25 protein-coding genes are annotated in these 25538 nt (G+C 70.0%); 12 read left to right on the top strand and 13 right to left on the bottom strand.

Going from position 1 to position 25538, the window contains the following annotated elements:
• Positions 1-111: 111 nt before the first annotated feature.
• Positions 112-2382, bottom strand: a complete 2271-nt coding sequence (locus ACWDX7_RS01915) for a transglycosylase domain-containing protein (RefSeq protein WP_451490283.1) — start codon at positions 2380-2382, stop codon at positions 112-114.
• Between the two features lie 229 nt (positions 2383-2611).
• Here ACWDX7_RS01915 and ACWDX7_RS01910 point away from each other — a divergent pair, with 229 nt between their 5' ends.
• From ACWDX7_RS01910 to ACWDX7_RS01890, 5 genes are all read left to right on the top strand, one after another.
• Positions 2612-3535, top strand: coding sequence for an SPFH domain-containing protein (locus ACWDX7_RS01910; protein WP_451490282.1), 924 nt, complete (start codon positions 2612-2614; stop codon positions 3533-3535).
• Entirely contained in the window at positions 3532-3765 is a 234-nt protein-coding gene (locus ACWDX7_RS01905; RefSeq protein WP_451490281.1) for a hypothetical protein, read from the top strand. The genes ACWDX7_RS01910 and ACWDX7_RS01905 overlap by 4 nt, the downstream gene beginning before the upstream one ends.
• A 178-nt stretch (positions 3766-3943) precedes the next feature.
• Entirely contained in the window at positions 3944-4468 is a 525-nt protein-coding gene (locus ACWDX7_RS01900; RefSeq protein ID WP_451490280.1) for a PadR family transcriptional regulator, read from the top strand.
• Positions 4465-5151, top strand: a complete 687-nt coding sequence (locus ACWDX7_RS01895) for an ABC transporter ATP-binding protein (protein ID WP_451490279.1) — start codon at positions 4465-4467, stop codon at positions 5149-5151. The genes ACWDX7_RS01900 and ACWDX7_RS01895 overlap by 4 nt, the downstream gene beginning before the upstream one ends.
• Positions 5148-7490: an ABC transporter permease gene (locus ACWDX7_RS01890; protein ID WP_451490278.1), complete on the top strand. Its 2343-nt coding sequence runs from the start codon at positions 5148-5150 to the stop codon at positions 7488-7490. Before ACWDX7_RS01895 ends, ACWDX7_RS01890 begins: the two co-directional genes overlap by 4 nt.
• Positions 7491-7546: 56 nt before the next feature.
• Here ACWDX7_RS01890 and ACWDX7_RS01885 read toward each other — a convergent pair whose 3' ends face one another.
• A complete protein-coding gene (locus ACWDX7_RS01885; RefSeq protein WP_451490277.1) occupies positions 7547-8509 on the bottom strand; it encodes a hydrogen peroxide-inducible genes activator in 963 nt (320 codons plus the stop codon).
• A gap of 135 nt (positions 8510-8644) precedes the next feature.
• Here ACWDX7_RS01885 and ACWDX7_RS01880 point away from each other — a divergent pair, with 135 nt between their 5' ends.
• Positions 8645-9199 carry a peroxiredoxin gene (locus ACWDX7_RS01880; protein WP_451490276.1) on the top strand — a complete coding sequence of 185 codons (555 nt, stop codon included), beginning with the start codon at positions 8645-8647 and terminating at the stop codon, positions 9197-9199.
• Between the two features lie 3 nt (positions 9200-9202).
• Entirely contained in the window at positions 9203-9739 is a 537-nt protein-coding gene (locus ACWDX7_RS01875; protein WP_451490275.1) for an alkyl hydroperoxide reductase, read from the top strand.
• A gap of 127 nt (positions 9740-9866) precedes the next feature.
• Here the strand turns inward: ACWDX7_RS01875 and ACWDX7_RS01870 are convergent, their stop codons facing one another.
• The 5 genes from ACWDX7_RS01870 to ACWDX7_RS01850 all read right to left on the bottom strand — a co-directional run bounded on the left by ACWDX7_RS01870 (position 9867) and on the right by ACWDX7_RS01850 (position 15619).
• On the bottom strand, positions 9867-10595 hold the full coding sequence (locus ACWDX7_RS01870; RefSeq protein ID WP_451490274.1) for a hypothetical protein: 729 nt from the start codon (positions 10593-10595) through the stop codon (positions 9867-9869).
• Positions 10592-11947, bottom strand: coding sequence for an AI-2E family transporter (locus ACWDX7_RS01865; RefSeq protein WP_451490273.1), 1356 nt, complete (start codon positions 11945-11947; stop codon positions 10592-10594). The genes ACWDX7_RS01870 and ACWDX7_RS01865 overlap by 4 nt, the downstream gene beginning before the upstream one ends.
• Before the next feature lie 129 nt (positions 11948-12076).
• Complete coding sequence (locus ACWDX7_RS01860; RefSeq protein ID WP_451490272.1) at positions 12077-12784, bottom strand: aggregation-promoting factor C-terminal-like domain-containing protein; 708 nt, start codon at positions 12782-12784, stop codon at positions 12077-12079.
• 414 nt (positions 12785-13198) lie between these two features.
• Positions 13199-14515 carry a PhoH family protein gene (locus ACWDX7_RS01855; protein WP_451490271.1) on the bottom strand — a complete coding sequence of 439 codons (1317 nt, stop codon included), beginning with the start codon at positions 14513-14515 and terminating at the stop codon, positions 13199-13201.
• A 342-nt stretch (positions 14516-14857) separates the two neighbouring features.
• A complete protein-coding gene (locus ACWDX7_RS01850) occupies positions 14858-15619 on the bottom strand; it encodes an isoprenyl transferase (protein ID WP_451490270.1) in 762 nt (253 codons plus the stop codon).
• A 126-nt stretch (positions 15620-15745) separates the two neighbouring features.
• Between ACWDX7_RS01850 and mgrA the strand changes: the two genes are divergently transcribed.
• The 4 genes from mgrA to ACWDX7_RS01830 all read left to right on the top strand — a co-directional run bounded on the left by mgrA (position 15746) and on the right by ACWDX7_RS01830 (position 19997).
• Positions 15746-16783: an L-glyceraldehyde 3-phosphate reductase gene (gene mgrA, locus ACWDX7_RS01845; protein ID WP_451490269.1), complete on the top strand. Its 1038-nt coding sequence runs from the start codon at positions 15746-15748 to the stop codon at positions 16781-16783.
• A gap of 392 nt (positions 16784-17175) precedes the next feature.
• Entirely contained in the window at positions 17176-17610 is a 435-nt protein-coding gene (locus tag ACWDX7_RS01840) for a DUF192 domain-containing protein (RefSeq protein WP_451490268.1), read from the top strand.
• Between the two features lie 59 nt (positions 17611-17669).
• On the top strand, positions 17670-18287 hold the full coding sequence (locus ACWDX7_RS01835) for an SMI1/KNR4 family protein (protein WP_451490267.1): 618 nt from the start codon (positions 17670-17672) through the stop codon (positions 18285-18287).
• Positions 18288-18716: 429 nt separating this feature from the next.
• A complete protein-coding gene (locus ACWDX7_RS01830; RefSeq protein WP_451490266.1) occupies positions 18717-19997 on the top strand; it encodes an ABC transporter substrate-binding protein in 1281 nt (426 codons plus the stop codon).
• Between the two features lie 249 nt (positions 19998-20246).
• Here ACWDX7_RS01830 and ACWDX7_RS01825 read toward each other — a convergent pair whose 3' ends face one another.
• Positions 20247-20873, bottom strand: coding sequence for a hypothetical protein (locus tag ACWDX7_RS01825; RefSeq protein ID WP_451490265.1), 627 nt, complete (start codon positions 20871-20873; stop codon positions 20247-20249).
• A gap of 145 nt (positions 20874-21018) precedes the next feature.
• The gene (locus tag ACWDX7_RS01820; RefSeq protein WP_451490264.1) at positions 21019-22629 is read right to left on the bottom strand and encodes an MDR family MFS transporter; all 1611 of its coding nucleotides are present in this window, start codon (positions 22627-22629) and stop codon (positions 21019-21021) included.
• 131 nt (positions 22630-22760) lie between these two features.
• Here ACWDX7_RS01820 and ACWDX7_RS01815 point away from each other — a divergent pair, with 131 nt between their 5' ends.
• On the top strand, positions 22761-23339 hold the full coding sequence (locus ACWDX7_RS01815; protein WP_451490263.1) for a TetR/AcrR family transcriptional regulator: 579 nt from the start codon (positions 22761-22763) through the stop codon (positions 23337-23339).
• A 52-nt stretch (positions 23340-23391) separates the two neighbouring features.
• Here ACWDX7_RS01815 and ACWDX7_RS01810 read toward each other — a convergent pair whose 3' ends face one another.
• The 4 genes from ACWDX7_RS01810 to ACWDX7_RS01795 all read right to left on the bottom strand — a co-directional run bounded on the left by ACWDX7_RS01810 (position 23392) and on the right by ACWDX7_RS01795 (position 25531).
• A complete protein-coding gene (locus ACWDX7_RS01810; RefSeq protein WP_451490262.1) occupies positions 23392-24027 on the bottom strand; it encodes an OmpA family protein in 636 nt (211 codons plus the stop codon).
• Positions 24028-24031: 4 nt separating this feature from the next.
• Entirely contained in the window at positions 24032-24391 is a 360-nt protein-coding gene (locus tag ACWDX7_RS01805) for a hypothetical protein (RefSeq protein WP_451490261.1), read from the bottom strand.
• Positions 24392-24650: 259 nt separating this feature from the next.
• Positions 24651-25286, bottom strand: coding sequence for a pilus assembly protein TadG-related protein (locus ACWDX7_RS01800; protein ID WP_451490260.1), 636 nt, complete (start codon positions 25284-25286; stop codon positions 24651-24653).
• Positions 25286-25531 (bottom strand): hypothetical protein, encoded by a 246-nt coding sequence (locus ACWDX7_RS01795; RefSeq protein ID WP_451490259.1) that lies wholly within the window; start codon positions 25529-25531, stop codon positions 25286-25288. Before ACWDX7_RS01795 ends, ACWDX7_RS01800 begins: the two co-directional genes overlap by 1 nt.
• Between the last annotated feature and the right edge of the window lie 7 nt (positions 25532-25538).

Raw genomic sequence — 25538 nt, 5'->3', positions numbered from 1 at the left:
TGTCGAACCGCTGACGACGAAGCCGCCGGCGATGGAGAACGACGGAGCGCCGCCCCGCAGTCTTCACACTGCGGGGCGGCGCTCCGTCGTTGTCCGTCGGTGTCCGCCGCCCTACGGCTCGGGGAAGATCGGCGGCGGGTCCGACGGCTTCGGCGAGCTCTTGCTCGGATCCGGCTTGGGCGAGCTCTTGCTCGGATCGGGCTTCGTGGGACTGCCGCTCGGGTCCGGCGACTTGGTGGCGCTCTTCGTCGGGTCCGGGGTGTTCTCCGGCGACCGGCTGTGGGTCGCGGGAGCGCTGGAGGCGGACTGGCTCGGCGGGGGGCTGGGGGTCACGCTGCGGGGGGGCGTGACCACCGCGCCCATTTCCGCCTCCGACAGATCGAACTTGCCCGTCTTCTCGCCCTTGAGCGCGGCGAGCGTGTAGGCCTTCCAGATGGCGGCGGGGAAGCTGGAGCCGCCCGCGCGCCCCAGGCCGGCGGTGCCGGTCAGGGTGACCTGCTTGCCGGTTCCCGGCTCCTCTCCGAACATCGCGACGACGGTGACGAGCTCCGGGGTGTACGCGGTGAACCAGGCGGCCACATTGGACTCGGTGGTACCGGTCTTGGCAGCGGCCTCGTAGGCGCTGCTCTTGACCTTCGAGCCGGAGCCGTCGTTGACGACGCCGGTCAGCACCTTGGTCACCGTGTCGGCGGTCTGGCGGCTGATCGCCTGTCCGCCGACCGCCGGGACCGGCGTGAACTCGCGGTCCTTGTGCTCGGCCTTCTTGACGATGCTCGGCGTGACCTTCTTGCCGTGGTTGTCGAAGGTGGCGTAGACGGCGGCCATCTCCACGGTGTTGGCGCTCATGGTGCCCAGCGAGGTGGCCGGGTCCTCGGGCCAGCCCTCACGGTTCTGCATGCCGAGGGCGAGGGCCGTCTTCTTCGCGTTGCTCGGCTTGACGTCAACGATCATCTGGGCGTAGACGGAGTTCACGGAGTCGTTGGTGGCGTCCTGCACCGTGATCCACGGGTCGCCGTAGTCCTTGTCGTCCTGGTTCTGCGGGTTGAAGGGGATCTTGCTGCCCACGACCGCCCGCTTGCTGGTGCCGTCGTAGAGCGTGTTCGGCGTGATCTGCTTGCCCTCCTGGGTGGTCGCCTTGTTCTCCAGGGCGGAGGCGAGCACGATCGGCTTGAAGGTGGAGCCGGGCTGGTAGTCGGTGCGCAGGGCGTTGTTCGACCAGTGGTCGGAGACGCCCGTGCCGCCGTACATGGCGACGATCTCGCCGGTCTTCGGGTCCACGGAGGTGGCGCCGGCCTGCACGTTCTGGTCGACGGGGCGCTTGGCGGTGTCCTTGCGGTCGAGCTTGGACTCCAGCTCGTCCTGGACCGCCTTGTCCAGCGCCGCCTGCTTCTCCTTGTCGATGGAGAGGGTGATCGTCCAGCCGCCGGCCGTGATCGCCTCGGGCTGGACGCCCTGCTTCTTGAGCTCGTCGTTCGCAGCCTGGACCAGGTAGCCGACGGTGCCCTCCATGCCGGGGGCGGGCTTGGGCTTGATCGGCTCCTGGAGCTTGAGCTCCTTGCTCTTGGCGGCGTCCAGCTTGCCCATGTCGACCATGTTGGCGAGGGTGCCGTTGAAGCGGACGTTGACCAGTTCCCTGGCCCGCTTGCCGGCGACGGCCAGGTCGTACTGGCTGGGGGCCTGCAGTACGGCGGCGAGGTAGACGCCCTGCTCCAGGGTCAGCTTCTCCGCGTCGACGCCGTAGTAGGCCTGCGCGGCGGCCTGGATGCCGTAGGCGCCCCGGCCGTAGTAGCTGGTGTTCATGTAGCCGGCGAGGATCTCGTCCTTCTCCATGTCGGCGTCGACCTTGAGGGAGATCACCAGCTCTTTGAGCTTGCGGGACGCCGTCTGGTCCTGGTTCAGGTAGTAGTTCTTGACGTACTGCTGGGTGATCGTCGAACCGCCGGCCTTGCCCTGGCCGCTGACCGTGTTCCACACGGCCCGCGCCAGGCCCTTGACGTCGACTCCGCGATCTTCGTAGAAGCTTTTGTTCTCGATGGCGATGAACGCCGCCTGAACGTCCTTCGGGATCTTGTCGATCGGCAGGATCTCGCGGTTGACCTCGCCGGTGCGGGCCATGATCGACCCGTCGGCGTACTTGTACACGTTGCTCTGGAGCGTGGCGTGCTGGTTGGGGTCGGGCTTGTCCACGTAGAAGTAGAGGCCGACGAGCGCGGCCATACCGAGCAGGATCAGCCCGAAGCAGGTGCCGAGGATCTTCTTCCACGTGAAGAAGCGGCGTATGCCCGAGCGTTTGCCGGAACGCTCCCTGCCCTTGGCGCGTCCGCTCGGCGCCCGCCGCGCACCGCGCTGCTGCTGCGCCTTACGTGCTTCTGCTCGGCCCATCGCTCCCGCTCCGCTCGATTTCCCCCGACGTCAGCTGAGAAAGCTAACACCACAGGCTGTGACAAAGGTTGGCCAAGCAAGGCCAATACCGGTCAATTCGGACGTGAGAATCAGCACCCACATCAAGGGAACCGACGCGGGAGCGGGCAGAAAGGTTGCCGGACCTCAAAAAAGTGATATCACTTTGCTAAGCGGTCCGACCGGCCGCGACCGACACACCGGGGGAACGATGACGAATCCAGCCACGACTCCAGCCGTCGCACCGGACGGAATACGGGAATTCACCGCGCGCAGCACGGGCGGCGGCCTGGCGCTGCTGGTCGGACTGGCCGCCGTGCTCGCGGGGGTGGGCGTGATCGCCGCCGGTGCGATGTCGGCGCTCGGTCTCGGCCTCCGGATCGCAGTGGTGGCGGGCGGCATCCTGCTGATCATCGCCTCCCTCATCGGGCTGACGGGGCTGAACATGGTGGCGCCGGGCGAGGCCCGGGTGATCCAGCTCTTCGGCCGCTACCGGGGCACGGTCCGCGTCGACGGACTGCGCTGGGTCAACCCGCTGATGACGCGCGAGAAGATCTCCACGCGGGTCCGCAACCACGAGACGGCCGTCCTGAAGGTGAACGACGCCTACGGCAACCCGATCGAGCTGGCGGCCGTGGTGGTCTGGCGGGTGCAGGACACGGCCCGGGCCTCTTTCGAGGTCGACGACTTCGCGGAGTTCGTCGAGACCCAGACCGAGGCGGCGGTCCGTCACATCGCCATCGAGTACCCGTACGACGCCCACGAGGAGGGGGGCCTGTCGCTGCGGGGGAACGCCGAGGAGATCACCGAGAAGCTGGCCGTCGAACTCCACGCCCGCGTCGAGGCGGCCGGTGTCCAGATCATCGAGTCCCGCTTCACGCATCTCGCGTACGCTCCGGAGATCGCCTCCGCGATGCTCCAGCGCCAGCAAGCGGGCGCGGTCGTGGCGGCCCGCAAGCAGATCGTGGAGGGTGCGGTCGGCATGGTCGAGCTGGCCCTCAAGCGCCTCGCGGAGGAGGACATCGTGGACCTGGACCCGGAGCGGAAGGCCGCCATGGTCTCGAATCTGATGGTGGTCCTCTGCGGGGACCGCGCGGTCCAGCCCGTGGTCAACGCGGGCACCCTGTACCAGTGACCTCCGGCGGCGAGCAGAGCCGGGCGGGCCGGCAGGCGCGCAAACAGGTACTGCTGCGGCTCGACCCGCAGGTGTACGACGCGCTGGCCCGCTGGGCGGGCGAGGAGCTGCGCAGCGCCAACGCCCAGATCGAGTTCCTGCTCCGCCGCGCCCTGTCCGAGGCCGGCCGGCTGCCTCCCGGCCGGGCGCCGATCCCGCGCCGCGGCCGGCCCCCGAAGCCCACGGACTGACACCGCCGCTGCCACCCGACGCCGCACGACGCCGCACGGGGGCCGGATCGCACCGAAGCGATCCGGCCCCCGTGCGGCGTTCGCCTTGCGGCCGCCGAGCGGCCCGAGGGCCCGTGCTCCGGCAGCTATGCACCCCAGCTATACAACACGCGTATACACACCGTGTATTGTCGGCCGCATGTCCATCGGTCACACTCTGCTCGGCCTCCTGGAGGCCGGCCCGCGCCACGGCTACGACCTCAAGCGCGCCTTCGACGAGATGTTCGGCCACGACCGCCCCCTCGCCTACGGACAGGTCTACGCGACCATGTCCCGCCTCCTCAAGAACGGCCTCGTGGAGGTCGACGGCATCGAGAGCGGCGGCGGCCCCGAGCGCAAGCGGTACGCCATCACCGACGCCGGCATCACCGACGTCGAGACCTGGCTCTCGCAACCCGAGAAGCCCGAGCCCTACCTCCACTCGACGCTCTACACCAAAGTCGTCCTCGCCCTGCTCACCGGCCGCAGCGCGGGCGAGCTGCTGGACACCCAGCGGGCCGAGCACCTGCGCCTGATGCGCATCCTGACCCAGCGCAAGCGCAAGGGCGACATCGCCGACCAGCTCGTCTGCGACCACGCCCTCTTCCACCTGGAGGCGGACCTGCGGTGGCTCGAACTCACCACCGCCCGCCTCGACCAACTCGCCCGGGAGGTACGCCGATGACCCCGGCCGGCAGCCTGCTCGCCGCCACGGACCTCCGTAAGGCGTACGGGACCACCCGCGCGCTCGACGGCGCCGATTTCTCGATCCACCCCGGCGAGGTCGTCGCCGTCATGGGCCCCTCCGGCTCGGGCAAGTCGACCCTGCTGCACTGCCTCGCCGGGATCGTCACGCCCGACTCCGGCTCCGTCACGTACGCCGGGCGGGAGCTGTCCGCCATGAACGACGCCCGGCGCAGCGCGCTGCGGCGCGGTGACTTCGGCTTCGTCTTCCAATTCGGGCAGCTGGTACCGGAGCTGACCTGCGTGGAGAACGTCGCCCTTCCGCTGCGCCTGGGCGGCGTCAAACGCAAGGAGGCCGAACGGAGCGCCCTGGGCTGGATGGAGCGGCTCCAGGTCGAGGACGTGGCCGGCCAGCGGCCGGGAGAGGTCTCCGGCGGTCAGGGCCAGCGCGTCGCCGTGGCCCGCGCCCTCGTCACGGGCCCGCGGGTCGTCTTCGCCGACGAGCCCACCGGCGCCCTCGACTCGCTCAACGGCGAACTGGTGATGCGGCTGCTGACCGAGGCCGCCCGCTCCACCAACGCGGCCGTCGTCCTGGTCACGCACGAGACCCGGGTGGCCGCGTACTCCGACCGCGAGATCGTCGTACGCGACGGCCGGTCCCGCGACATGGAGCGCATCGTATGAGCGGGCTCCGCGCAGCCGCCCGTGAGCTGGCCATGGGTGCCCGGTTCGCCTTCGGCGGCGGCCGCGAGGGCTGGATGCGCACCCTGTTCACCGGGACGGGCGTCGGCCTCGGCGTCGCGCTGCTGCTGATCAGCGCCGCACTGCCCAGCGCCCTCACCGCCCGCCACGAACGGGAGGACGCCCGCTCGACGCTCGCCTCGCCCACCGCGCAGGCACCCGGACGCGGCACCCTGCTGATCGCGAACGCCCACCAGACCTACCACGGGACCGACTTCGACGGCAGGCTCGTCCGGGCCGAGGGCCCGGACGCTCCCGTGCCGCCCGGCCTGACGAGGATTCCCGGCCCCGGTGAGATGGCCGTCTCCCCCGCCCTGGCCGATCTGCTGCGGTCGGCGGAGGGAAAGCTCCTGCGCGAACGCCTCGACGGGAGGATCACCGAGACCATCGGCGACGCCGGCCTCGTCGGCCCCGGTGAGCTCTACTTCTACGCCGGCCACGCACAGCTCTCCCCGAGCGGCCCCGAGGACTACCGGGTCAAGCGCGTGACCGGCTTCTCCGAGGCGGAGCGCGAGGAACTCGACCCCGTCCTCATGCTGCTGGTCGTGCTCACCTTCGTCGCCCTGCTGCTGCCGGTCGCCGTCTTCATCGCAACCGCCGTCCGCTTCGGCGGCGAGCGCCGCGACCGCCGGCTCGCCGCGCTGCGCCTCATCGGAGCCGACAGGCGCATGGTGCGCCGGATCGCCGCCGGAGAGGCGCTCGGCGGGGCCTTGGCCGGCCTGGGCCTCGGCGTCGTCTTCTTCCTGACCGGCCGCCGGCTCGTCGGCAGCTTCACCCTCCAGCAGCGCAGCGTCTTCCCGGCCGACCTCGATCCGTCGGTGTGGCTGGCGGTGCTCGTCGCGGTCACGGTGCCCGCGGCGGCCGTCGCGGTGACCCTGTTCGCGCTGCGCGGCGTCGTCATCGAGCCGCTCGGTGTGATCCGTACGGCCAAGCCGAGCAGGCGCCGCGTCTGGTGGCGGCTGCTGCTGCCGGTCGGCGGACTGGGCCTGCTCGCCCCCATGTCCGGACGCGGCAACGACCACGGGGACTTCAACCAGTGGCAGGTCAGCGGTGGCGTGGTCCTGCTGCTGGTCGGCATCACCGCCCTGCTGCCCTGGATGCTGGAACGGTGCGTCGTCGGGATGTCCGGCGGCCCGGTCTCCTGGCAGCTGGCGGTCCGCCGCCTCCAGGTCGGCAGCGGCGGCGCCGCGCGGCTGGTCAACGGCATCGCCGTCGCCGTCGCCGGGGCCATCGCCCTGCAGATGCTCTTCTCGGGCGTCGAGGACGACTACACCGAGGAGACCGGCCAGGGCCCCTCCGGGGCGGCGGTCTCCATCCTGCTGCCCCACGGCACCGAAACACGGGCCGAGGCCCTCGCCGAGAGGGTCTCCCGGGCCGAAGGGATCGCCCAGACCGTCCCGCTGACCACGTTCAGCGCCGCGCACCGGACCCCCGAGCCGGGCCCGGTCATCAGTGTCACCACCGGCACCTGCGAGGCACTGCGCGAGGTCGCGGAACTGGGTTCGTGCCAGGACGGCGACGCCTTCGTCCTGACCGGCGCCCCCACGGCCGGGGAGGGCGCGGACGATGCCACGGCGGAGCCGGGCGCCAAGCTGTTCGCCGGCAACGTCCACGGCTACGAGCACCTCGGCAAGGCCGTCGAGTGGACCTTCCCGGCCACCGCCCGTACGGTCACCGGCCGGGAGGATCCGGTCGGCGCGGTGCACGGCGGTCTGCTGGTGACCCCCTCGGCCGCGCCCCGGGGCATGGGCTCGGCTCCGGTCGCCCGCGTCTTCCTCCAGCTCGACGAATCCGTCCCGGACGCCCTGGAGCGGGCCCGTACGGCCGCCTTCAAGGCGGACCCGTTCGCCGGCCCGATCAGGCTCAAATCCACCCAACAGGCGGCCGGTTACGCCTCCATCCGGTCCGGGCTGTTCTTCGGTGCGACCGCCGTCCTGGTCCTGATCGGTACCAGCCTGCTGGTCGCGCAGCTGGAGCAGCTGCGCGAGCGCGGGAAGCTGCTGTCCTCCCTGGTCGCCTTCGGCACCAAACGCTCGACACTGAGCCTGTCGGTGCTGTGGCAGACGGCCCTGCCGATCGGACTCGGCCTGGGTCTGGCGGCGGTGGTGGGCGTGGGGCTGGGGGCGGTCCTGCTGCGCATGACCAGCCGTCCCGTCCACATCGACTGGGTCCCGGTCGCCGCGATGACGGGCGTCGGCGCGGGCGTGGTCGCCCTGGTGACCCTGCTCAGCCTGCCGGCGCTGCTGCGCCTGATGCGCCCGGAGGGCCTGCGTACGGAGTAGCCCCCGCCCGCGGTCCCGTACTCCCGTACGCCCGTTCCCCCAGTCAGCGGCCCCAGTCAGTCGGTGGGCCACACCGGGAGCGGGCGCACGGCTTCGCGCAGGGCGGCCGCGATCGTGCCGAACTCCTCCTGGCGGGCCGTCCCGGTGCGCATGGCCAGCGCGATCCGCCGCGAGGGGGCCGGCTCGGCGAAGTACCCGGTGGCGAGGTGCTCGTTGCGCGCGGTCTCCAGCCGCAGGGCGCTGCGCGGCAACAGCGTCACGCCCAGTCCCCCGGCGACCAGTTGTACGAGGGTGGACAGTCCGGCGGCGGTCGTGGTGACGGCCGCGCCCGCCGTACGGCCCGCCTCGCGGCAGATGTCGAGGGCCTGGTCCCGCAGGCAGTGCCCCTCGTCCAGCAGCAGCAGGGGCAGGCCCCGCAGTTCCTCGCGCGGGATGTCGCGGCGTCCCGCGAGCGGATGCTCCCGGGGTGCCAGCAGGACGAAGTCCTCGTCGAAGAGCGGCAGTTCGGTGATGCCGGGGACCGCGAGCGGCACTGCGAGCAGCAGCAGGTCCAGCCGCCCGCCGGCCAGGCCCTCCAGCAGCGAGGCCGTCTGCTCCTCGTGCACCTGGAGGTCCATCCGGGGGTAGCGCCGGTGGAAGAGCCCGAGCACGGTGGGCAGCAGGTACGGGGCCACCGTGGGGATCACCCCGAGCCGCAGGACTCCGGTGAAGGGGGCCCGTGCGGCTTCGGCCTCCTCCAGCAGTCCCCCCACGGCGTCGAGCACGAGGCGCGCGCGGGCCGCGATCCGCTCGCCCGCCGGGGAGAGCAGCACCTTGCGGGTGGTGCGCTCCAGCAGTTGCACGCCGAGGGCCTCCTCCAGCGCGGAGACGGCTCCGGACAGCGCCGGCTGGCTCATGCCGATGGCCGCGGCGGCGTCCCGGAAGTGCAGGTGCTCGGCGACCGCGGTGAAGGCGCGCAGCTGCGCCAGCGTCGGCTGCTTGGTCGCACCGTGCTTCGTACCCCTATTACTGACAGCCACTGATAGGCACCTCCGATCACTCGCCTCAAGAGTAGCTATTTCCGTAATCAATGCAGCTGTGTCAGCATGTGAGATCCGTCCAACCCCCTCGGAAGACGACCAAAAGGGTCATTTTCCCCGCAGCAAGGAGAGCACGTGCTCACTGTCGGCGACCAGTTCCCCACCTACGATCTGACCGCTTGCGTCTCGCTCGAAGCCGGCAGCGAGTTCGCCCAGATCGACCACAAGACCTATGAGGGCAAGTGGCGTGTGGTGTTCTTCTGGCCGAAGGACTTCACCTTCGTCTGCCCGACCGAGATCGCTGCCTTCGGCAAGCTGAACGAAGAGTTCCTCGACCGCGACGCCCAGATCCTCGGCGTCTCCGGCGACTCCGAGTTCGTGCACCACGCCTGGCGCAAGGACCACGCCGACCTGCGTGACCTGCCCTTCCCGATGCTGGCCGACTCCAAGCACGAGCTCATGCAGGACTGCGGCGTCCAGGGCGCCGACGGCTTCGCCCAGCGCGCCGTCTTCATCGTCGACCAGAACAACGAAATCCAGTTCTCGATGGTGACCGCCGGTTCCGTGGGCCGTAACCCCAAGGAGGTCCTGCGGGTCCTCGACGCCCTGCAGACCGACGAGCTGTGCCCCTGCAACTGGACCAAGGGCGAGAACACCCTCGACGCCGGCGCGCTGCTGGCCGGTGAGTGACGGATGTCCCTCGACTCCCTCAAGTCCGCCATACCGGACTTCGCCAAGGACCTGAAGCTGAACCTCGGTTCGGTCATCGGCAACAGCGACCTCCCGCAGCAGCAGTTGTGGGGCACGGTCCTGTCCTGCGCGATCGCCGCCCGCTCCCCGCGCGTCCTGCGTGAGCTGGAACCGGAGGCGAAGGCGAACCTCTCGCCGGAGGCGTACACCGCCGCCAAGTCCGCGGCCGCGATCATGGCGATGAACAACGTCTTCTACCGCACGCGCCACCTGCTCTCCGACCCGGAGTACGGCACCCTGCGGGCGGGTCTGCGGATGAACGTCATCGGCAACCCGGGCGTGGAGAAGGTCGACTTCGAGCTGTGGTCGCTCGCGGTCTCCGCGATCAACGGCTGCGGGCAGTGCCTGGACTCGCACGAGCAGGTCCTGCGCAAGGCCGGCGTCGGCCGCGAGACGGTCCAGGAGGCCTTCAAGATCGCCTCGGTGATCCAGGCCGTGGCCGTCACCCTCGACGCCGAGGCCGCCCTCGCCGCCGAGTAGCAGCACCCCGTACGAGCAGCAGTACCCCCGTACGAGGATCCGCACCGGGTCCGTACGAGGTTCCGTACGGGTTCCGTACGGCGATCAGGGCCCCCGCAGCCGGACACCGGCGGCGGGGGCCCGCGCGTTACTTCCTCAGGGCAGCCATCAGCGCGCGCATGTCCTCGGTCATCGCGGTCTTCAGGGCTTCCCGGTCGGGCCGGGGCCGCGCCGGCCCCCCGCCGCTCACGCCGCCCTCCTCCTCCCGGCCCCCTACGTCGAGGAAGACCAGCCGCAGGATGAAGACGGCTCCGCCGTCGCGGACCCTCAGGTGGAGATCGGCGTCGGTCGAGGACTTGCCCAGGAGCGCCTGCTCGCCGAGGCCCGCCACCGGCTCCCAGGGGCTCTCACCGCCGCTGTTCCCGACGGCCATCCGGTCGTGCTTCGTGCCGACTTCGAACTCGACCGCCGGATCGGCCTTCTTGTGCAGCTCGTACTCGGCCTGGATGAAGTAGGAGTCCTGACCGGCCCGGCTGTCGCTGGAACGGCTGCACATCGCCCAGTCCACGGCCGGATGCCGGCCCTCCAGGTGGGGCTCCGCCGCATCGGCGAGGTCGCCCAGCGCCTGTGACAGGGCCGGCGCCTTCAACTGCTGGCAGAGGTCCTCCGAGACCCGGTAGCGGATCTGCGGCGCCGTCAGCCGGTCCCCGTAGGCGTAGAGGCCGCCCGCCCACACCGCCGAGGTGGCCACCACCGCCGCCAGGGCCCACCACCACGGCCGGCCGGGCCCGCGACGCCCGCCCTCCGCGGGCGGCCGCGCCTCCTCGGGCGGCCGCGCGGACTCCCACGCGCCGTCCAGCTCGGGCTCGCCGATCACCCGTGTTCCCCTCTGTCCCCGTGCGGTGTGCTGCCCAGAGCCGTGGAGCCGTGCGGGGCCGGTCCCACCACTCCGGAGCCGCGGTGGAGCCGGTCGCGCGAGTACGCCTTCAGGTAGCCCACCACCGCGTTGGTGACGGCGGCCAGCGGGACGGCGACGACGGCTCCGCCGATGCCCGCGACCATGCCGCCGGCGGCCACCGCGAGCACCACCGCGAGCGGGTGGACCCGTACCGCCCGGCCCAGGATGAAGGGCTGGAGCACGTGCCCCTCGATCTGCTGCACCGCCAGGACCACCAGGAGCACCATCAGCGCGCTGAAGACGCCCTGCGTCACCAGTGCCACGACCACCGCGAGGGCGCCGGAGACCACCGCGCCGACCAGCGGGATGAAGGCGAACAGGAAGATGAAGACCGCCAGGGGAACCGCCATCGGCACGTTGAGGAAGTAGATGCCGAGGCCGATGAAGATGGCGTCGATGAGCGCGACGAGGACCGTGCCCCGTACGTACGCGGTCAGGGTGCGCCAGGCCCGCGGGCCGGCGCCCGCCACGCCGGGCCGGGCGGCGGCCGGGACCAGGCCGAGCACCCAGGTCCAGATGCGCTTGCCGTCGTAGAGCAGGAAGAGCGTCGAGAACATCGCGAGCAGGATGCCGGTCAGCACCTCGACCAGCACCGTCACGCCTTGCAGGCCGGCGGTGGTGATCTGCTCGGTGTTGGTGCCGATGGTCTCGCTGAGGTTCTTCGCGATGTCGTTGATCTGCTTCTCGGTCACGTGGAACGGACTGTCCAGTGCCCACCGCTTCAGCTCGTCGATGCCGTCGCGGACCCGGTCGGAGAGGTCGTCGAGGTTCTCCATGACCTGCCACACCACGAACCAGCCGGCGAGCCCGATGACCACGAAGCCGAGGACGGCGGTGACGGCGGTGGCCAGGCCGCGCGGCAGGCCCAGGCGGCGCAGCCGGACCACGAAGGGCTGGAGCAGCGCCGTGACGAGGAGCGCGGCGGCGAAGGCGAGGACGACCAGGCGTACTTCGCTGATCACCCTCATCAGCACCCAGAGCATTCCGGCGAGCAGCAGCAGCCGCCAGCTGGCCTCGGCGGCGACGCGCATGCCCCACGGGATCACGCTGGCGGGGTCGGGACGCCCCGGGACGGCGCCGGCCGTGGACCCGGCGGGCGCGGGGAGTCCGGCGGACGAGCCGGCGTCCGCGGGCGCGCCGGGCGTGACCGAATCGTCGGACAGGTCTCCTCTGGCCTCGGCCTCCACCTCGGCACGCCGCGCGTGGAGCCGCTCCTCCATCCGGTTCAGCCTGCTCCCGACCCGGCCGAGCCAGCCTGCCCTCTTCGCCATGTCTTTCCCTTCCCCCCCCGCCCGCTTGTGCCGGTTACCCACCTGAAAGGACCGTACACGCGAAGAGCCCCGCACCTGGGAACGGTGCGGGGCTCTTCGAAGTCCGACGGCGCCGGGCGCCGAGTGTGCCTAGTACCAGCCGTTGCCCTGGTGGAAGTTCCAGGCCTGGCAGGGGCTGCCGTAACGCTCGTTCATGTAGTTCAGACCCCACTTGATCTGCGTGGCGGGGTTGGTGCGCCAGTCGGCGCCGGCCGAGGCCATCTTCGAACCCGGGAGCGCCTGCACCAGGCCGTAGGCGCCCGAGGAGGAGTTCACGGCCTTGTAGTTCCAGGTGGATTCCTGGTTGATGATGTTCGAGAAGCACTGGAACTGGCCTGCCGGCACCATCTGCTGGGCCATGGCCTTGACCTGCGCGACCGTGTACGAGCTCTGGACCGCGAAGTCACCGGCGTCGCGGGCGGCGGAGCGGCTGGCGACCTGCTCCTTCTCCTCGCGTTCCTTCTTCGCCTTGGCGTCGGCTTCGGCCTTGGCCTTCTCCGCCGCCGCCTTCTTCGCCTTGGCGTCCTCGGCGGCCTGGATACGGGCTGCCTCCTCGGCCGAGCGCTTGGCGTCGGCGTCGGCGGCGTGGGCGATGGAGTCGGCCTGCTGCGTCAGGGACGCGCTCTGCACCTGCGCCTGCTCACCGACCGGGATGTCTGCGAGGAGCGTCGCACCGGACGCGGTCGTCTCAAGGTCGTTCGAGGAGGGGTCGCCAGTGGCGACGCCCACGACTGCGCCAACGGTGGTGACCGCGGTGGCCGAAGCCACAGCGAACCCCCGGACCGAGATCCGGCTCACACGGTGTCCTTCCAGCAGCATCCGCAGTGACCGGGCGGACGCAAAAGTGCCCCTCGACACTGGCCTCCGTGCTGCACGGTCACTGGAGGCGCGGGCCCGTGGGCAACTCCCTTGCGGGGGCTGCCGCGTAGTGCTCCGGGCGGCATACGGCGAACGATGGTGGAGTTGTGGTGCTGCGGGGCGTACCTCACGGGAGATACAGGTGTGCCGTATGCGGGGCCTGACGGAGAACAGACTCTGCCGGACCCCGACGCCGAAGGGCAATTCTCCGTTGCGTGGGAAAGGTCACACCTTGTATGACGCCGCCGATTTGGACAAAGGGCTGTGCGGCACGACGCCGCCCGGCTAGGCTCTGGGCCTTTGCCGGGCGGCGCCAACTCACCTTCTCGCTATGGGGTATTTGCCCGCTTCACGTCAGAGGTTCTCCAGCATCTCGGTCACCAGGGCGGCGATCGGCGAGCGCTCGGAGCGGGTCAGCGTGACGTGCGCGAAGAGCGGATGGCCCTTCAGCTTCTCCACCACGGCGACGACTCCGTCGTACCGGCCGACCCGCAGGTTGTCCCGCTGGGCGACATCGTGGGTCAGGACCACCCGCGAATTGGCCCCGATCCGGGACAGAACGGTCAGCAGGACATTGCGCTCCAGCGACTGCGCCTCGTCCACGATCACGAACGCGTCGTGGAGCGAACGGCCGCGGATGTGCGTGAGCGGCAGGACCTCCAGCATCCCGCGGTTCAGCACCTCCTCGATGACCGCGCGCCCGGCGACCGACGAGAGGGTGTCGAAGACCGCCTGCGCCCAGGGGCTCATCTTCTCGGCCTCGGTGCCGGGCAGGTATCCGAGCTCCTGCCCGCCCACCGCGTACAGCGGCCGGAAGACCATCACCTTCTGGTGCTGCCTGCGCTCCAGCACCGCCTCCAGCCCCGCGCACAGCGCCAGGGCCGACTTGCCGGTGCCCGCCCGGCCGCCCATCGACAGGATGCCGATCTCGGGGTCGAGGAGCAGGTCCAGGGCGATGCGCTGCTCGGCGCTGCGGCCGTGCAGCCCGAAGGCCTCGCGGTCGCCCCGTACGAGCTTCACATTGCCGTCCACCGTGACCCGTCCGAGCGCCTTGCCGCGCTCGGACTGGAGGACCAGCCCGGTGTGCACGGGCAGTTCGGCGGCCTCCGGCACGTAGAGCCGCTCCTCGGAGAAGAGCAGGTCCACCTGCTCCCCGGAGAGGGCCAGTTCGCTCATGCCCGTCCAGCCGCCGTCGGTGATGGCGAGCTCTGCCCGGTACTCCTCGGCGATCAGCCCCACCGAGGAGGCCTTGATGCGCAGGGGAAGATCCTTCGAGACGACCGTGACGTCGAAGCCCTCGGCCTGGAGGTTGCGGGCCACCGCGAGGATCCGCGAGTCGTTGTCCCCCAGCCGGAAGCCCGCGGGCAGGACGCCCGGATCGGCGTGATTCAGTTCGACGCGCAGGCTGCCGCCCAGATCGCCCAGCGGGATGGGGGCGTCGAGGCGTCCGTACCTCACCCGGAAGTCGTCGAGCAGGCGCAGGGCCTGGCGCGCGAAGTAGCCGAGTTCGGGATGGTGCCTCTTCGCCTCCAGCTCGGTGATCACCACGATCGGGAGCACGACCTCGTGCTCGTCGAAGCGGGAGACCGCGTTGGGGTCGGCCAGCAGGACGCTGGTGTCGAGGACGTAGGTGCGCCTGTCGGGCAGGCGCCGCTTTGTGCTGGTCATCACGGAAGGACGTACCCCCTCGGAAGAGGTCGGGCCATGAAGACCGGACCGGCCATCGGCACCCGTGCCAGGGCCGGTTTCCGGCCCTCCACTACGTCCGTGCGAACCGCACGCGCGTCCTGGTGCAAAGGGCCTCCCGGGCGGACGGCCCCATGCCGTCCGCTGAGACTCGACACCCGTGGATCGGACGTCGACCTGCATGAGGTATTCCCCGAACAAGCCAGGCCATACCTTGGCATATGACGGACGCTCGGTTAATCCCTGGTGAAGAATCGGGGCGGGGGTGACGGGCGGGGCCGAGGGGGCGTCAGGGGTACGGGGGTCAGGTGCCCTAGCCGTGGCGGGTCAGGTGCCGTAGCGCCGGTGGCGTGCCGCGTAGTCGCGCAGGGCCCGCAGGAAGTCGACCTTCCGGAAGGCCGGCCAGAAGACCTCGCAGAAGTAGTACTCCGAATGGGCGCTCTGCCACAGCATGAATCCGGACAGCCGCTGCTCGCCGCTGGTGCGGATGACGAGGTCCGGGTCGGGCTGGCCGCGCGTGTAGAGGTGCTCGGCGATGTGGTCGATGTCCAGGATCTCGGCGAGTTCCTCGAAGGAGGTGCCCTTCTCCGCGTGCTCCAGCAGCAGCGAGCGGACCGCGTCGGCGATCTCCTGGCGGCCGCCGTAGCCGACGGCGACGTTGACGAGTATCCCGTCGACGTCGTGGGTGGCCTGTTCCGCCTCCTTCAGGACGCTCTGCGTCCTGGCGGGCAGGATGTCGAGGTTGCCGACGTGGTGGACGCGCCAGCGGCCGTCCGCGGCGAGGCCCCGTACGGTGTTCTCGATGATGTTGAGCAGGGGGCGGAGCTCGACCTCCGGCCGGTCCAGATTGTCCGTGGACAGCATCCAGAGGGTGACGACCTCGACGTCCGTCTCGGTGCACCAGCCAAGCATCTCGGAGATCTTGTCGGCCCCGGCCTGGTGGCCCTGCTCCGTCGTACCTCCGGACGCCTTGGCCCAGCGCCTGTTCCCGTCCAGGATGACGCCGATGTGCTTGGGCGACGCGTCATGGTCGAGGCGGCCTTCCACCCGGCGTGCATAGAGCCTGTACACCAGGTCGCGCAGCTTCACGATCTTGCAGCCCCTCCGTGCGATGCCCCCGTGCGGATTGCGGTCTCCCCGAGGTCGCCACATTACTGGGCGGTGGGACGGGCTACCCAATTCGGTCTGTCACAAGTCCGTGATAGGGAGGACAACGTGACTGATACCAATCCCTATCGGGCAGAGCCCTCACGCTACGACTCCATGGAGTACCGGCGCACCGGCCACAGCGGCCTCAAGCTTCCCGCCGTCTCCCTCGGCCTCTGGCACAACTTCGGTGACGACACCTCACTGGCCTCCCAACGGGCGATCCTGCGCCGGGCCTTCGACCTGGGCGTCACCCATTTCGACCTGGCCAACAACTACGGCCCGCCCCCCGGTTCGGCCGAGCTCAACTTCGGGAAGATCTTCGCGCAGGACTTCGCGCCCTACCGCGAGGAGCTGGTCCTCTCCACCAAGGCCGGGTACCTGATGCACCCCGGCCCGTACGGCGAGTGGGGCAGCCGCAAGTACCTGCTCGGCTCGCTCGACGCCTCGCTCAAGCGGATGGGCGTGGACTACGTGGACATCTTCTACTCGCACCGCTTCGACCCGGACACCCCGCTGGAGGAGACCATGGGCGCCCTCGCCTCCGCGGTCCAGCAGGGCAAGGCGCTGTACGTCGGCGTCTCCTCCTATACGTCGGAGCAGACCGCCGAGGCCGCGCGGATCCTGCGCGACATGGGGGTGCGGCCGCTGATCCACCAGCCCTCGTACTCCATGATCAACCGCTGGACGGAGGAGGACGCGCTGCTGGACACCCTGGAGGAGGCCGGCATGGGCTGCATCTCCTTCGTGCCGCTCGCGCAGGGCCTGCTGACCGGCAAGTACCTGCAGGGCATCCCGGCCGGTTCGCGCGCCACGCAGGGCAAGTCCCTCAATCCGGAGCTGCTGTCCGACGAGGTGGTCCGCCGGCTGAACGGGCTGAACGACATCGCCGCGCGCCGGGGCCAGACGCTGGCGCAGCTGGCGCTGAAGTGGGTGCTGCGCGACGAGCGGATGACCTCGGCGCTGATCGGCGCGTCGAGCGTGAAGCAGCTGGAGGAGAATGTGGCCGCGCTGGCCGGTGCGCCGCTCTCGGAGCGGGAGTCGAAGGAGATCGATTCGTACGCCGTCTCCACCCCCGGCACGAACATCTGGGCCCAGCGCGGCTGACCTGCGCTTTCGGCGCGGCGGCGCGGGCCGGGGGGAGGAAATGAAAAACGGGCCGGTCCGTGGGGGGGATACGGACCGGCCCGAGGGGGGGGTTCCACCATAACCCTTCGTAAAGCGTGCTGCGTGCATTGCCGCGCCGGGATTACGCTCCGCAGCCGGGCGGCAGCATTCCGGTGAAAGCGCCGGTGGCCGCGCGGGCCGCGGGGATCCCCGGTGGGGGGGGCGGCGGGCCGCGCGGTACCAGGGCGGGGCCGCGGAGTGGCCGGTAGAGGAAGCCCGGGAAGGTGCCCGCGGCCCGTACCCCGGGCCGTACCACCCAAGAGTGACGCCCGGCGGAAGCACCGGCTTGACGCCCCCCGGGGGCGCGGGGCGGACCCCCTAAGGTGGCGGCCATGGCGCACTGGCAGGACGGCGAGGCCACCCTGAGGGTCAGCGGGCATCCGGCGGCGGCTCCGCCCGGGACCGGACCGCAGCCGATGCGGGGGATCCCGCTGGAGGTCCCGCTGGAGGTCCCGCTGGAGATCGCCGCCTCCTACCGGGCCCGGACCCGCGGGCTGCTCGGCCGGGACGGCATCGACGGGGCCATGCTGCTCACCCCGGCGTCCAGCGTGCACACCTTCCGGATGCGGTTCGCGATCGACGTGGCGCACCTGGACCGCGAGCTGGTCGTGATCGCCCTGACCACGATGGCGCCCGGACGGCTCGGGCTGCCGCGGCTCCGCTCCCGGCACGTACTGGAAGCCGAGGCGGGCGCGATGGCCCGCTGGGGGCTGCGGGTCGGAACCCGCCTGGACGTGGACGTACCGGGGCGTCTCACGCGCGGCTAGGCGACGCGGCGCCCTGGCGGTAGGTTGGGGCGGTTGAGCTGGGGTGGCAGGGGAGCGGCATGACGGAGAACGCGCGGATCAAGGCGCTGGAGCAGATCATGCCGGCGACGCACGGCGCCGACGAGGACATCGACTGGCAGGCGGTCGAGGCGGCCTGGGGAACCGGGTTCCCGGCCGACTTCGTGGCGTTCATGGGCCGCTTCGGCGCGGGCTCCATCAACGGCGAGGCCAGCATCCTGCTGCCGCTGGCCAAGCCGGGGCTCCAGTGGGAGCCGGCCGGGATGGCGGAGGAGACCGAGAACGCCCGGCAGGCCTGGATCGCGGCGGGCGGCCGGTCGGCCTTCGACGTGGACCCGGAGTCGATCATCGCCTGGGGCGTCACCGGCGGGTCGGACATCCTGTGCTGGCTCACCACCGACCCGGACCCGGACCGGTGGCCGGTTCTGGTGTGCGGGCGGCACACCGCGGATTCCTTCGCGGTGTACCCGTACGGCATGGCGGAGTTCCTACACCTGCTCTGCTCGGACGAGTTCGACATGAGCCCGGTCAGCATCACCTTCTGGGACGGCGGCCACCTCAGCTTCGTGCACTGGCGCAAGGCCCAGCGCCGCTGGCAGGAGGGCCGCAATCCGGAGACGGGCGAGCCGGACCCGTACGCGGGCGAGTTCGCCGACTAGCCAGGCCCCGGACCGGCCGCCCCTGTCGTCCGGTCGCCCCTGTCGTCCGGTCGCCCTGTCGCACCGGCCAGCGGTCGGCCGGTGCGACGACGAGGTGGCCGACTCCCTCTCCCCGGCCCCTGAGCCCGTTTCCCAACCGGAAACGGGCTTTTCGGTATGTCTCCGCGTGTCTGGTCACCTCTCGGCACGTCCCGCAGCATGTCACCGCTTCTCGTCGGGTCTACGCGCGTCCATTTCTTTGGCCGCATATCGGAAAACACCAGCCGCAAAAGCGTCGGTTGGAGCATCGACCACAAGTGCGGCCCCAGTGGAATCAACTAGCCCCCCGTCAGGAGAGAATTCCGGCCAACGGGCCCACGGAGGGACACCTCGGCCCGGAGCAACTCATAAGTAACAACGGGATCCAAAAGAAAACAGGGGAAGACACCCGTGCGACGAAGAATGTTCGGCACGGCCGCCACCACGGTCGTACTAGGTCTGCTGATACCTCTGTCCGGATGCGGAGGTTCCGACGGCGACGCAGGCGACGCCGACACGCTGCGCGTGGTCGCCGCGGAATACGGCGACACCGAGGCGACCAGTTCCAAGGCCTTCTGGGACAAGGTGACCGGCGATTTCACCGTCGCCAACCCCGGCATCAAGGTCGAGGTCCAGCTCCTGCCGTGGGCAAACATCGACCGCGAGGTCACCCGCATGGTCAAGGACGGCAAGGCGCCGGACATCGCCCTGATGGGCTCCTATTCCGACTTCGCGGCCCAGGGGAAGCTGTATCCGGCGGACGAGTTGCTGTCCGTCAGCACGGAGGCCAACTTCCTCCAGCCGCTCGCCGAGGCCGGCTCGTTCGGCAACTCCCTCTACGGTCTGCCGTTCGTCGCGAGCAGCCGCCTCCTCTTCTACAACGAGGGGCTGTTCAACAAGGCCGGCGTCAATGCGCCCAAGACCTGGTCCGAGCTCAAGTCCGCCGCCAAGGCGCTCAAGGACAAGGGCGTGAAATTCCCGTACGCCATGCCGCTCGGCCCTGAGGAGGCGCACGCGGAGGCGATGATCTGGGAGCTGAGCAACGGCGGCGGATACGCCGACAACAGCGGCAACTACAGCCTGGCCTCGGACCAGAACATCCACACCTGGCGGTGGGTCAAGGAGAACCTCGTCGCCACCGGTCTGACGGGCCCCGTCGCGCCCCCGCAGCTGAACCGCGCCGATGCCTTTGCCGCGTTCCTGCGCGGTGAGGTCGGCATGCTCAACGGTTACCCGTCCCTCGCCCACGAGGCACGCGCCAAGGGCATCAGCGTCGGTACGGTCGCCATGCCGGTCTCGGACGCGCTCGCCGGGGAAACCGCGCCGACCGTGGGCGTGGCCGACTGGATGATGGCGTTCAAGCAGAACGGCAAGCGCACGGAGATCGGCCGGTTCCTGGAATTCCTCTACCAGGACAAGAACCTGACGGACTTCGCCGGGCGCTACCACCTGCTGCCCTCCACCGTCACCGCAGCCCGGAACCCGACGGGCGGCGGCCTCGACAAGACGGACGAGCAGTTCCTGACGGCGCTGCGCGGCGCCCAGCTCTACCCGGTGAACAACCCGTCCTGGGTGACGGTGAGCGACACCATCAAGCGCAACATCGGCCGTGCCGTGGAGCCGTCCGTGGACCCCAAGCTGGTCCTGGAGGAGATCGCCACCAAGGCGCGCGAGGCCAGCAAGAAGCACTGACGAAGCAGCCGGAGCCCCTGCCGTAGGGACTTGCCCCCCACTCCGGCCATCTCTGCCGCACCTCACCCCGTGCGGCGCCATGGCTGCTACGGCACTCGATCCGAGGCCGTGGTCCAGCCGCCCGCCGAGCACTCACAAGGTGCGCGGGGCGGCCGGCCGCAGGGCCGGCCCGTGACCGCACTGCCGTCACCGGCCCGCCGTTCCGACCGTGGAGGAACTGCCGGCCGGTTCCTCAGCACCGCGCCGGGGTCACGGCTGCGGGATCTCCGGTGAGAACGCCGTACGGTGCCGCTCGCAGTTGGAGTCCCAGCCCAGCGTGCCGGTGAGCGTCCCGTAGCCGGAACGCGTGAGCGACCATTCCACCGTGTACTCGCCGGTGTCGCACCCGATCCGCTTGCCGCCGGCCACCTTGGCCCGTCCGGTCGCCGGCTTCCCCGTCAGCTCCTGGCGCACCTCCCCCACCTTGGCCCGGTCCGCGGCGCGCCGAAGCACGGCGTGCACGACGATCGGGTGACCGCCCTCCTTGGTGGTCATCGCCTTCTTCACCACCGTCGAGTCCGACACGGCCCAGGCGAACTCGTACGAGGGCTGCCACGCCAGCGTCTTGGGGTCGGGGGCCTGCTGCTTCTGGTCCGGGGCGCCCGGGGGGCCGGGGCGGGTGACGGTCTTGTACTGGATCCCGGGGTGGAAGCGGAACTGTCCTTCCACCTTGTGCATCTCGTCCTTGGTCCACATCGACTTCATGGTTTTTTCGCCGCCGGACGGGTCCTGGAGGTACTCCGTTCCCTCAGCGGCGGTCGCGGACTGGCCGAGGGCGGGGGCGAGGGCCGCCGCGGCGGCGGCCAGGGTGAGAGCGGCGGTGCGCATGCGCTTCATGCCGGGTCCAACGGGCTCTTCGGCGGGGCGGAACGACGCCTGGCCCGCTTTCACCCGTACGGGAGGGGCGCGGCCCGGCCCCGGTGGGTTCGCGGATCCACCGGGGGCCGGGCCGACGGGGGCCGGGCCGATGGGGGCAGACCACTCAGTGGGCGACGGACTCCCGCGGAGTACGGGCCGCCTTGCCGCCGCCGTCGCCGGCCTCACCGCTCGCCCCGTCGGCCGGGGCCGGGCCCGCACCCCGCAGCGGGACCTCCTTGACGAACCAGGCGGCCGCGAAGCCCAGTACGGCGATGGCGGCACCGAGCAGGAAGGCGGAATGCGTACCGGCGGCCACCGCGTGCTGGTAGGCCTCGCGAACGGCCTCCGGCAGCTTGGCCAGGCTCGCCGCGTCCAGCTGGGCGGAGCCTGCGGCTCCGGCGGCCTGCGGGCCGAGGCGGTCGGACATGGTGTCCGTCACCCGCGTGGTGAAGAGGGAGCCCATGAGGGCCACGCCGAAGGAGCCGCCGAGCGTACGGAAGAGGGTGGCCGAGGAGGACGCGACGCCCATGTCCTTCATGTCCACGCTGTTCTGCGCGACGAGCATCGTGATCTGCATCAGGAAGCCGAGCCCGGCTCCCAGGACGGCCATGTACACACCGGAGACGAGGCGCGAGGTGCCGGTGTCCATGGTCGCGAGCAGGAACAGGCCGACGACCATCAGCCCCCCGCCGAGGATCGGGAAGATCTTGTACTTGCCACTGCTGGTGGTGATGCGGCCGGCGACGAGGGAGACGGCCATCATCGAGAGCAGCATGGGCAGGAGCAGCAGGCCCGAGTTGGTGGCGGAGGCGCCCTGCACCGACTGCTGGAAGAGCGGGAGGTAGAGCACGGCGCCGAACATCGCGAAGCCGACCAGGAAGCCGATCAACGACATGAGGGTGAAGTTGCGGTTGCGGAAGATGTGCAGCGGCATGACCGGCTCGGCGGCCTTGGTCTCGACGTAGAGGAACGCGGCGGTGGACAGCACCCCGACGCCGATCAGCGCGAGTATCTCCCCGGAGCCCCAGGCGTACTCGGTGCCGCCCCAGGTCGTGACCAGCACGGTGGAGGTGATGGCGACCGTCAGCAGCGCCGCGCCCAGGTAGTCGATGCGCGGGCGCCGGCCCGGCTCCGCCTTCTTGGGCAGGTGCAGGACCGCGGTGACCATGGCGAGCGCGACCGCGCCGAGCGGCAGGTTGATGTAGAAGGACCAGCGCCAGCCCCAGTGGTCGGTGATGGTGCCGCCGACGAGCGGGCCGCCGATCATGGCCAGGGCCATCACGCCGGCCATCATGCCCTGGTACTTCCCGCGCTCGCGGGGCGGGATCAGATCCCCGATGATCGCCATGACGCCGACCATCAGACCGCCGGCGCCGAGGCCCTGGACAGCGCGGAAGCCGATCAACTGCCCCATGTCCTGGGCCATGCCGCTGAGCGCGGAGCCGATCACGAAGATGACGATCGAGGTGAGGAAGGAGCCCTTCCGCCCGTACATGTCGCCGATCTTGCCCCAGATCGGAGTGGAGGCGGCGGTGGCCAGTGTGTAGGCGGTGACCACCCAGGAGAGGTGCGCGAGACCCCCGAGCTCACCGACGATCGTGGGCATCGCGGTGCCGATGATCATGTTGTCGAGCATGGCCAGCAACATGGCGATCATCAGCGCCATGAGGACGACCCGCACACTGCGCGGCTTCACCTCCCCGGAGATGTCCGCCGTCTTCACCGTCTCGCCCATGTCCGCTCCCCTGGCCCCGCTGACTGTCTTTCCCCGTACCGGCGCTTACTTGCCGACCGGCTAGTTCACTACACTAGGGACGGTAGACCCGTAACTAGCCGGGCGTCAAGTAAGTAATTTTGGGGAGAGCCATGTCCAGCAGCAGTCCGCAGCAGCGCCGCGGGGACACGCGTCAGCGCATCCAGGACGTGGCACTGCTGCTCTTCGCGGAGCAGGGGTACGAGAAGACGTCGCTGCGCGAGATCGCGGAGCGGCTCGGGGTCACGAAGGCGGCGCTGTACTACCACTTCAAGACCAAGGAAGACATCCTCATCAGCCTCTTCCACGATCTGACGCGGCCGATCGACGAACTGATCGGATGGGCGGAGGAACAGCCGCGCACCCTGGAGACGAAGCGGGAGGTGCTGCGCCGCTACAGCGAGGCGATGGCGGTGGGCGCTTCGCTGTACCGCTTCATGCAGGAGAACCAGGCGACGATGCGCGAGCTGAGCATCGGCGAGACGGTCAAGAAGCGGCTCTTCCGCCTGGTGGAGCTCCTGCGCACGGAGGACGGGCCCCTGAAGGACCAAGTGCGCTGCGTCAGCGCCCTGTTCACGCTGCACGCCGGAATGATGTTCCTCCAGCACGTGGAGGGCGACCCGGAGGAGACCCGCCAGGCGGCCCTGGAGGTCGCGACGGAGCTCATCACCCAGGCCCACGACCGCCCCTGAGGAGCCGGCCGCGCCGACCCGCGCGCGGGAGGCGGCGCCGCGCTGCTCGTGTCTACTGGTCGCTGCGCGGGAAGGTGATCTCTACCCGGCGGTTCTTCTTGCGGCCCTCTTCGGTGCTGTTGTCCGCGATCGGATAGTCCTCGCTGTACCCGCGGACGTCGAAGACGACGCTCGGATTGACGACGGTCTTGGCCAACTCCGCCTGCACGGCGTCGGCGCGCTGCTTGGACAGCTCCTTGCCGTGCTCGTAGCTCCCCTGGTCGTCGGTGAACCCGAAGACCCGGACCCGGGTGGCCTTCTGCTGGTTGATCTCGTTGGCGATGGCCTGTATCCGCGCGGCCGCCTGCGCGTTGAAGACGGCGCTGTCCTCAGGGAACAGCACTTCGGACTGCAAGGCCATCATGACGGTCTGATTGGTCTCCTGCCGCCGCTGCTCCCCGCCGAGGTCTTCGACCACTTCGGCGATGTCGAGCACCTTGGCGGGGGCGAGGGTCCCGCCTTGGGGGATCTTCAGCCCGGGCGAATTGGAGTCGATGGCCACGGGCGCGGAGGCGGCCGGCTCCGCGCCGGGCGGCACGGAAGGCCTGACTTCATCGGCCTGGGCGCTGCCGGCGCCCATGAGGTGGGCGCCGGCGACGACGAGACCGACGATGGCCGTGGCTGCGGAGGCGCGGAGGTGTGTGGTCATGGGGTCACCCAGAGATTTTGACGGTGGCCGTGGCGAAGGTGGGGAGGTTGAAGTCGACCTCCGTGGTGGTTGTGGGGGGTGCGGGGAACTGAGCGAAGAAGGGGATGACCTGCCCAGGGTCAACGCTGGAGATGCCCGTCGTGCAGAGGCATCTGGCTTCCGTGTCCCGGAGCACGTAGTAGCGCTTCTTGCCGGCCTTGTCGACCAAGGTGGCCCCCGCCACCGATTCGCCGCTTCCCTTCAGCTCGGTCCCACGCCAGGCCGAAGTACCGGCGAACGACTCGCTGCCCGTGTTCTTGATCTGCCCATTGACGGTAAGGAAACCCCCGGGGTCGCGCCGCATCGAGTTGATCGACAGAGTCATGCCACTCGCTCCATTCACCGTAGCGATGGCTTCGGTCGGTTCCGCAACTTGTCCCGCGCTCGGCCCCGGAGCCGGGGTGCCCGCCACGCTTGACTGCGACGTCGAGGGCTTCTGCGATTCCGTCGACTTACCCTCGTCGCCCCCACACCCGGCCAACGCGAGGGCCAAGACCGCCGCAACCGCAACGGCCGATCCTCCTCGGACCTTCGCTGTCTGCCGCATGCTCATCTACGCTGCTTCCTTCTTCGGTCGTTCTCTGTCAGTCGGTCAACCGCACGTCGAAGAGGCTTCTCGACAATGTGCGCCAGGGGTCGGGCTTCGAAGGATCAAAGGAGATCTGCTTCCCTCCCTTGCAGACGATCCCGACGAGGGCGGGCCCTTCCGTGCCGCCTTCGGGCGGCGGGGATTCCTCACCCGGGGAGGCGGGCCGACCCAGGTGGCAACGCGGCTCGATCACTGCGGTGGCATCAGCCGTCCCGTGCATGGTGTCCGTTCCCGGGATGACGGACTTGCCCACGGTGTCATTCGTCTCCACCGTGACCGCGAAGGTCAGCGCCGAGGGCCGCGTACACGTCGCGGTGGCGTCATTCCTCTCAGCGAAAGCCCTCGCCTCCCCACAAGCCCCCGTCATGTCGAAGAGCTTGCCGTCAAGGACGTCCTCCCAGCCCTTGATCTGGAGATCAGCAAGGACGAGTCCCGGAGCCAGGTGATCGCGCGCCTCCCGGGCAGCCGCCAACGCCGCCGCGTCAGCTGCCCCCTGCGCATTGCTGCGGGTGACGGAAGCCTGGCCGACGGCGAAAAATGCGAGCGCGGCGAAGAGCATGCCTGCCACCACCACAACATAGATGGGGAACGCCTGCCCTCGATCGCCCGCACACTCTCCGCACCTGGCCACTAGCCGGCTTTGATGTCCTTGACCGCCTGCTTGATCCTGGTGGTGATCTCCGTGCCGACTCCCGAGCCGACGATCGCCCCGACGATCACGATGACCACCAGGATGATCCCGAGGTATTCGAAGGCCGTCTGACCTCGGTCCATGCCGTCGTACCGCTTGCGCATCCGCGTCATGGCGGTATCCGCCCAGCCGCTCACTCGAATCTTCGTCTCCACGGCGGCCTTCAGCAGCGTGTTGTGTGACATGGGGGTC

It is taken from the genome of Streptomyces sp. NPDC003034 (assembly GCF_053591375.1).
Note: the sequence above shows the minus strand (reverse complement) of the source record. Positions and strands in the feature narration are given on the sequence as shown.

Excerpts from the sequence above, each read along its gene's own strand:
- ACWDX7_RS01805 (WP_451490261.1), bottom strand. The coding sequence starts at position 24,391 with ATGACTCTGTCGATCAACTCGATGCGGCGCGACCCCGGGGGTTTCCTT.
- ACWDX7_RS01900 (WP_451490280.1), top strand. The coding sequence starts at position 3,944 with ATGTCCATCGGTCACACTCTGCTCGGCCTCCTGGAGGCCGGCCCGCGC.
- ACWDX7_RS01825 (WP_451490265.1), bottom strand. The coding sequence starts at position 20,873 with ATGAAGCGCATGCGCACCGCCGCTCTCACCCTGGCCGCCGCCGCGGCG.
- ACWDX7_RS01840 (WP_451490268.1), top strand. The coding sequence starts at position 17,176 with ATGGCGCACTGGCAGGACGGCGAGGCCACCCTGAGGGTCAGCGGGCAT.
- ACWDX7_RS01875 (WP_451490275.1), top strand. The coding sequence starts at position 9,203 with ATGTCCCTCGACTCCCTCAAGTCCGCCATACCGGACTTCGCCAAGGAC.
- ACWDX7_RS01815 (WP_451490263.1), top strand. The coding sequence starts at position 22,761 with ATGTCCAGCAGCAGTCCGCAGCAGCGCCGCGGGGACACGCGTCAGCGC.
- ACWDX7_RS01795 (WP_451490259.1), bottom strand. The coding sequence starts at position 25,531 with ATGTCACACAACACGCTGCTGAAGGCCGCCGTGGAGACGAAGATTCGA.
- ACWDX7_RS01810 (WP_451490262.1), bottom strand. The coding sequence starts at position 24,027 with ATGACCACACACCTCCGCGCCTCCGCAGCCACGGCCATCGTCGGTCTC.
- ACWDX7_RS01890 (WP_451490278.1), top strand. The coding sequence starts at position 5,148 with ATGAGCGGGCTCCGCGCAGCCGCCCGTGAGCTGGCCATGGGTGCCCGG.
- ACWDX7_RS01910 (WP_451490282.1), top strand. The coding sequence starts at position 2,612 with ATGACGAATCCAGCCACGACTCCAGCCGTCGCACCGGACGGAATACGG.
- ACWDX7_RS01835 (WP_451490267.1), top strand. The coding sequence starts at position 17,670 with ATGACGGAGAACGCGCGGATCAAGGCGCTGGAGCAGATCATGCCGGCG.
- ACWDX7_RS01895 (WP_451490279.1), top strand. The coding sequence starts at position 4,465 with ATGACCCCGGCCGGCAGCCTGCTCGCCGCCACGGACCTCCGTAAGGCG.
- ACWDX7_RS01915 (WP_451490283.1), bottom strand. The coding sequence starts at position 2,382 with ATGGGCCGAGCAGAAGCACGTAAGGCGCAGCAGCAGCGCGGTGCGCGG.
- ACWDX7_RS01865 (WP_451490273.1), bottom strand. The coding sequence starts at position 11,947 with ATGGCGAAGAGGGCAGGCTGGCTCGGCCGGGTCGGGAGCAGGCTGAAC.
- ACWDX7_RS01820 (WP_451490264.1), bottom strand. The coding sequence starts at position 22,629 with ATGGGCGAGACGGTGAAGACGGCGGACATCTCCGGGGAGGTGAAGCCG.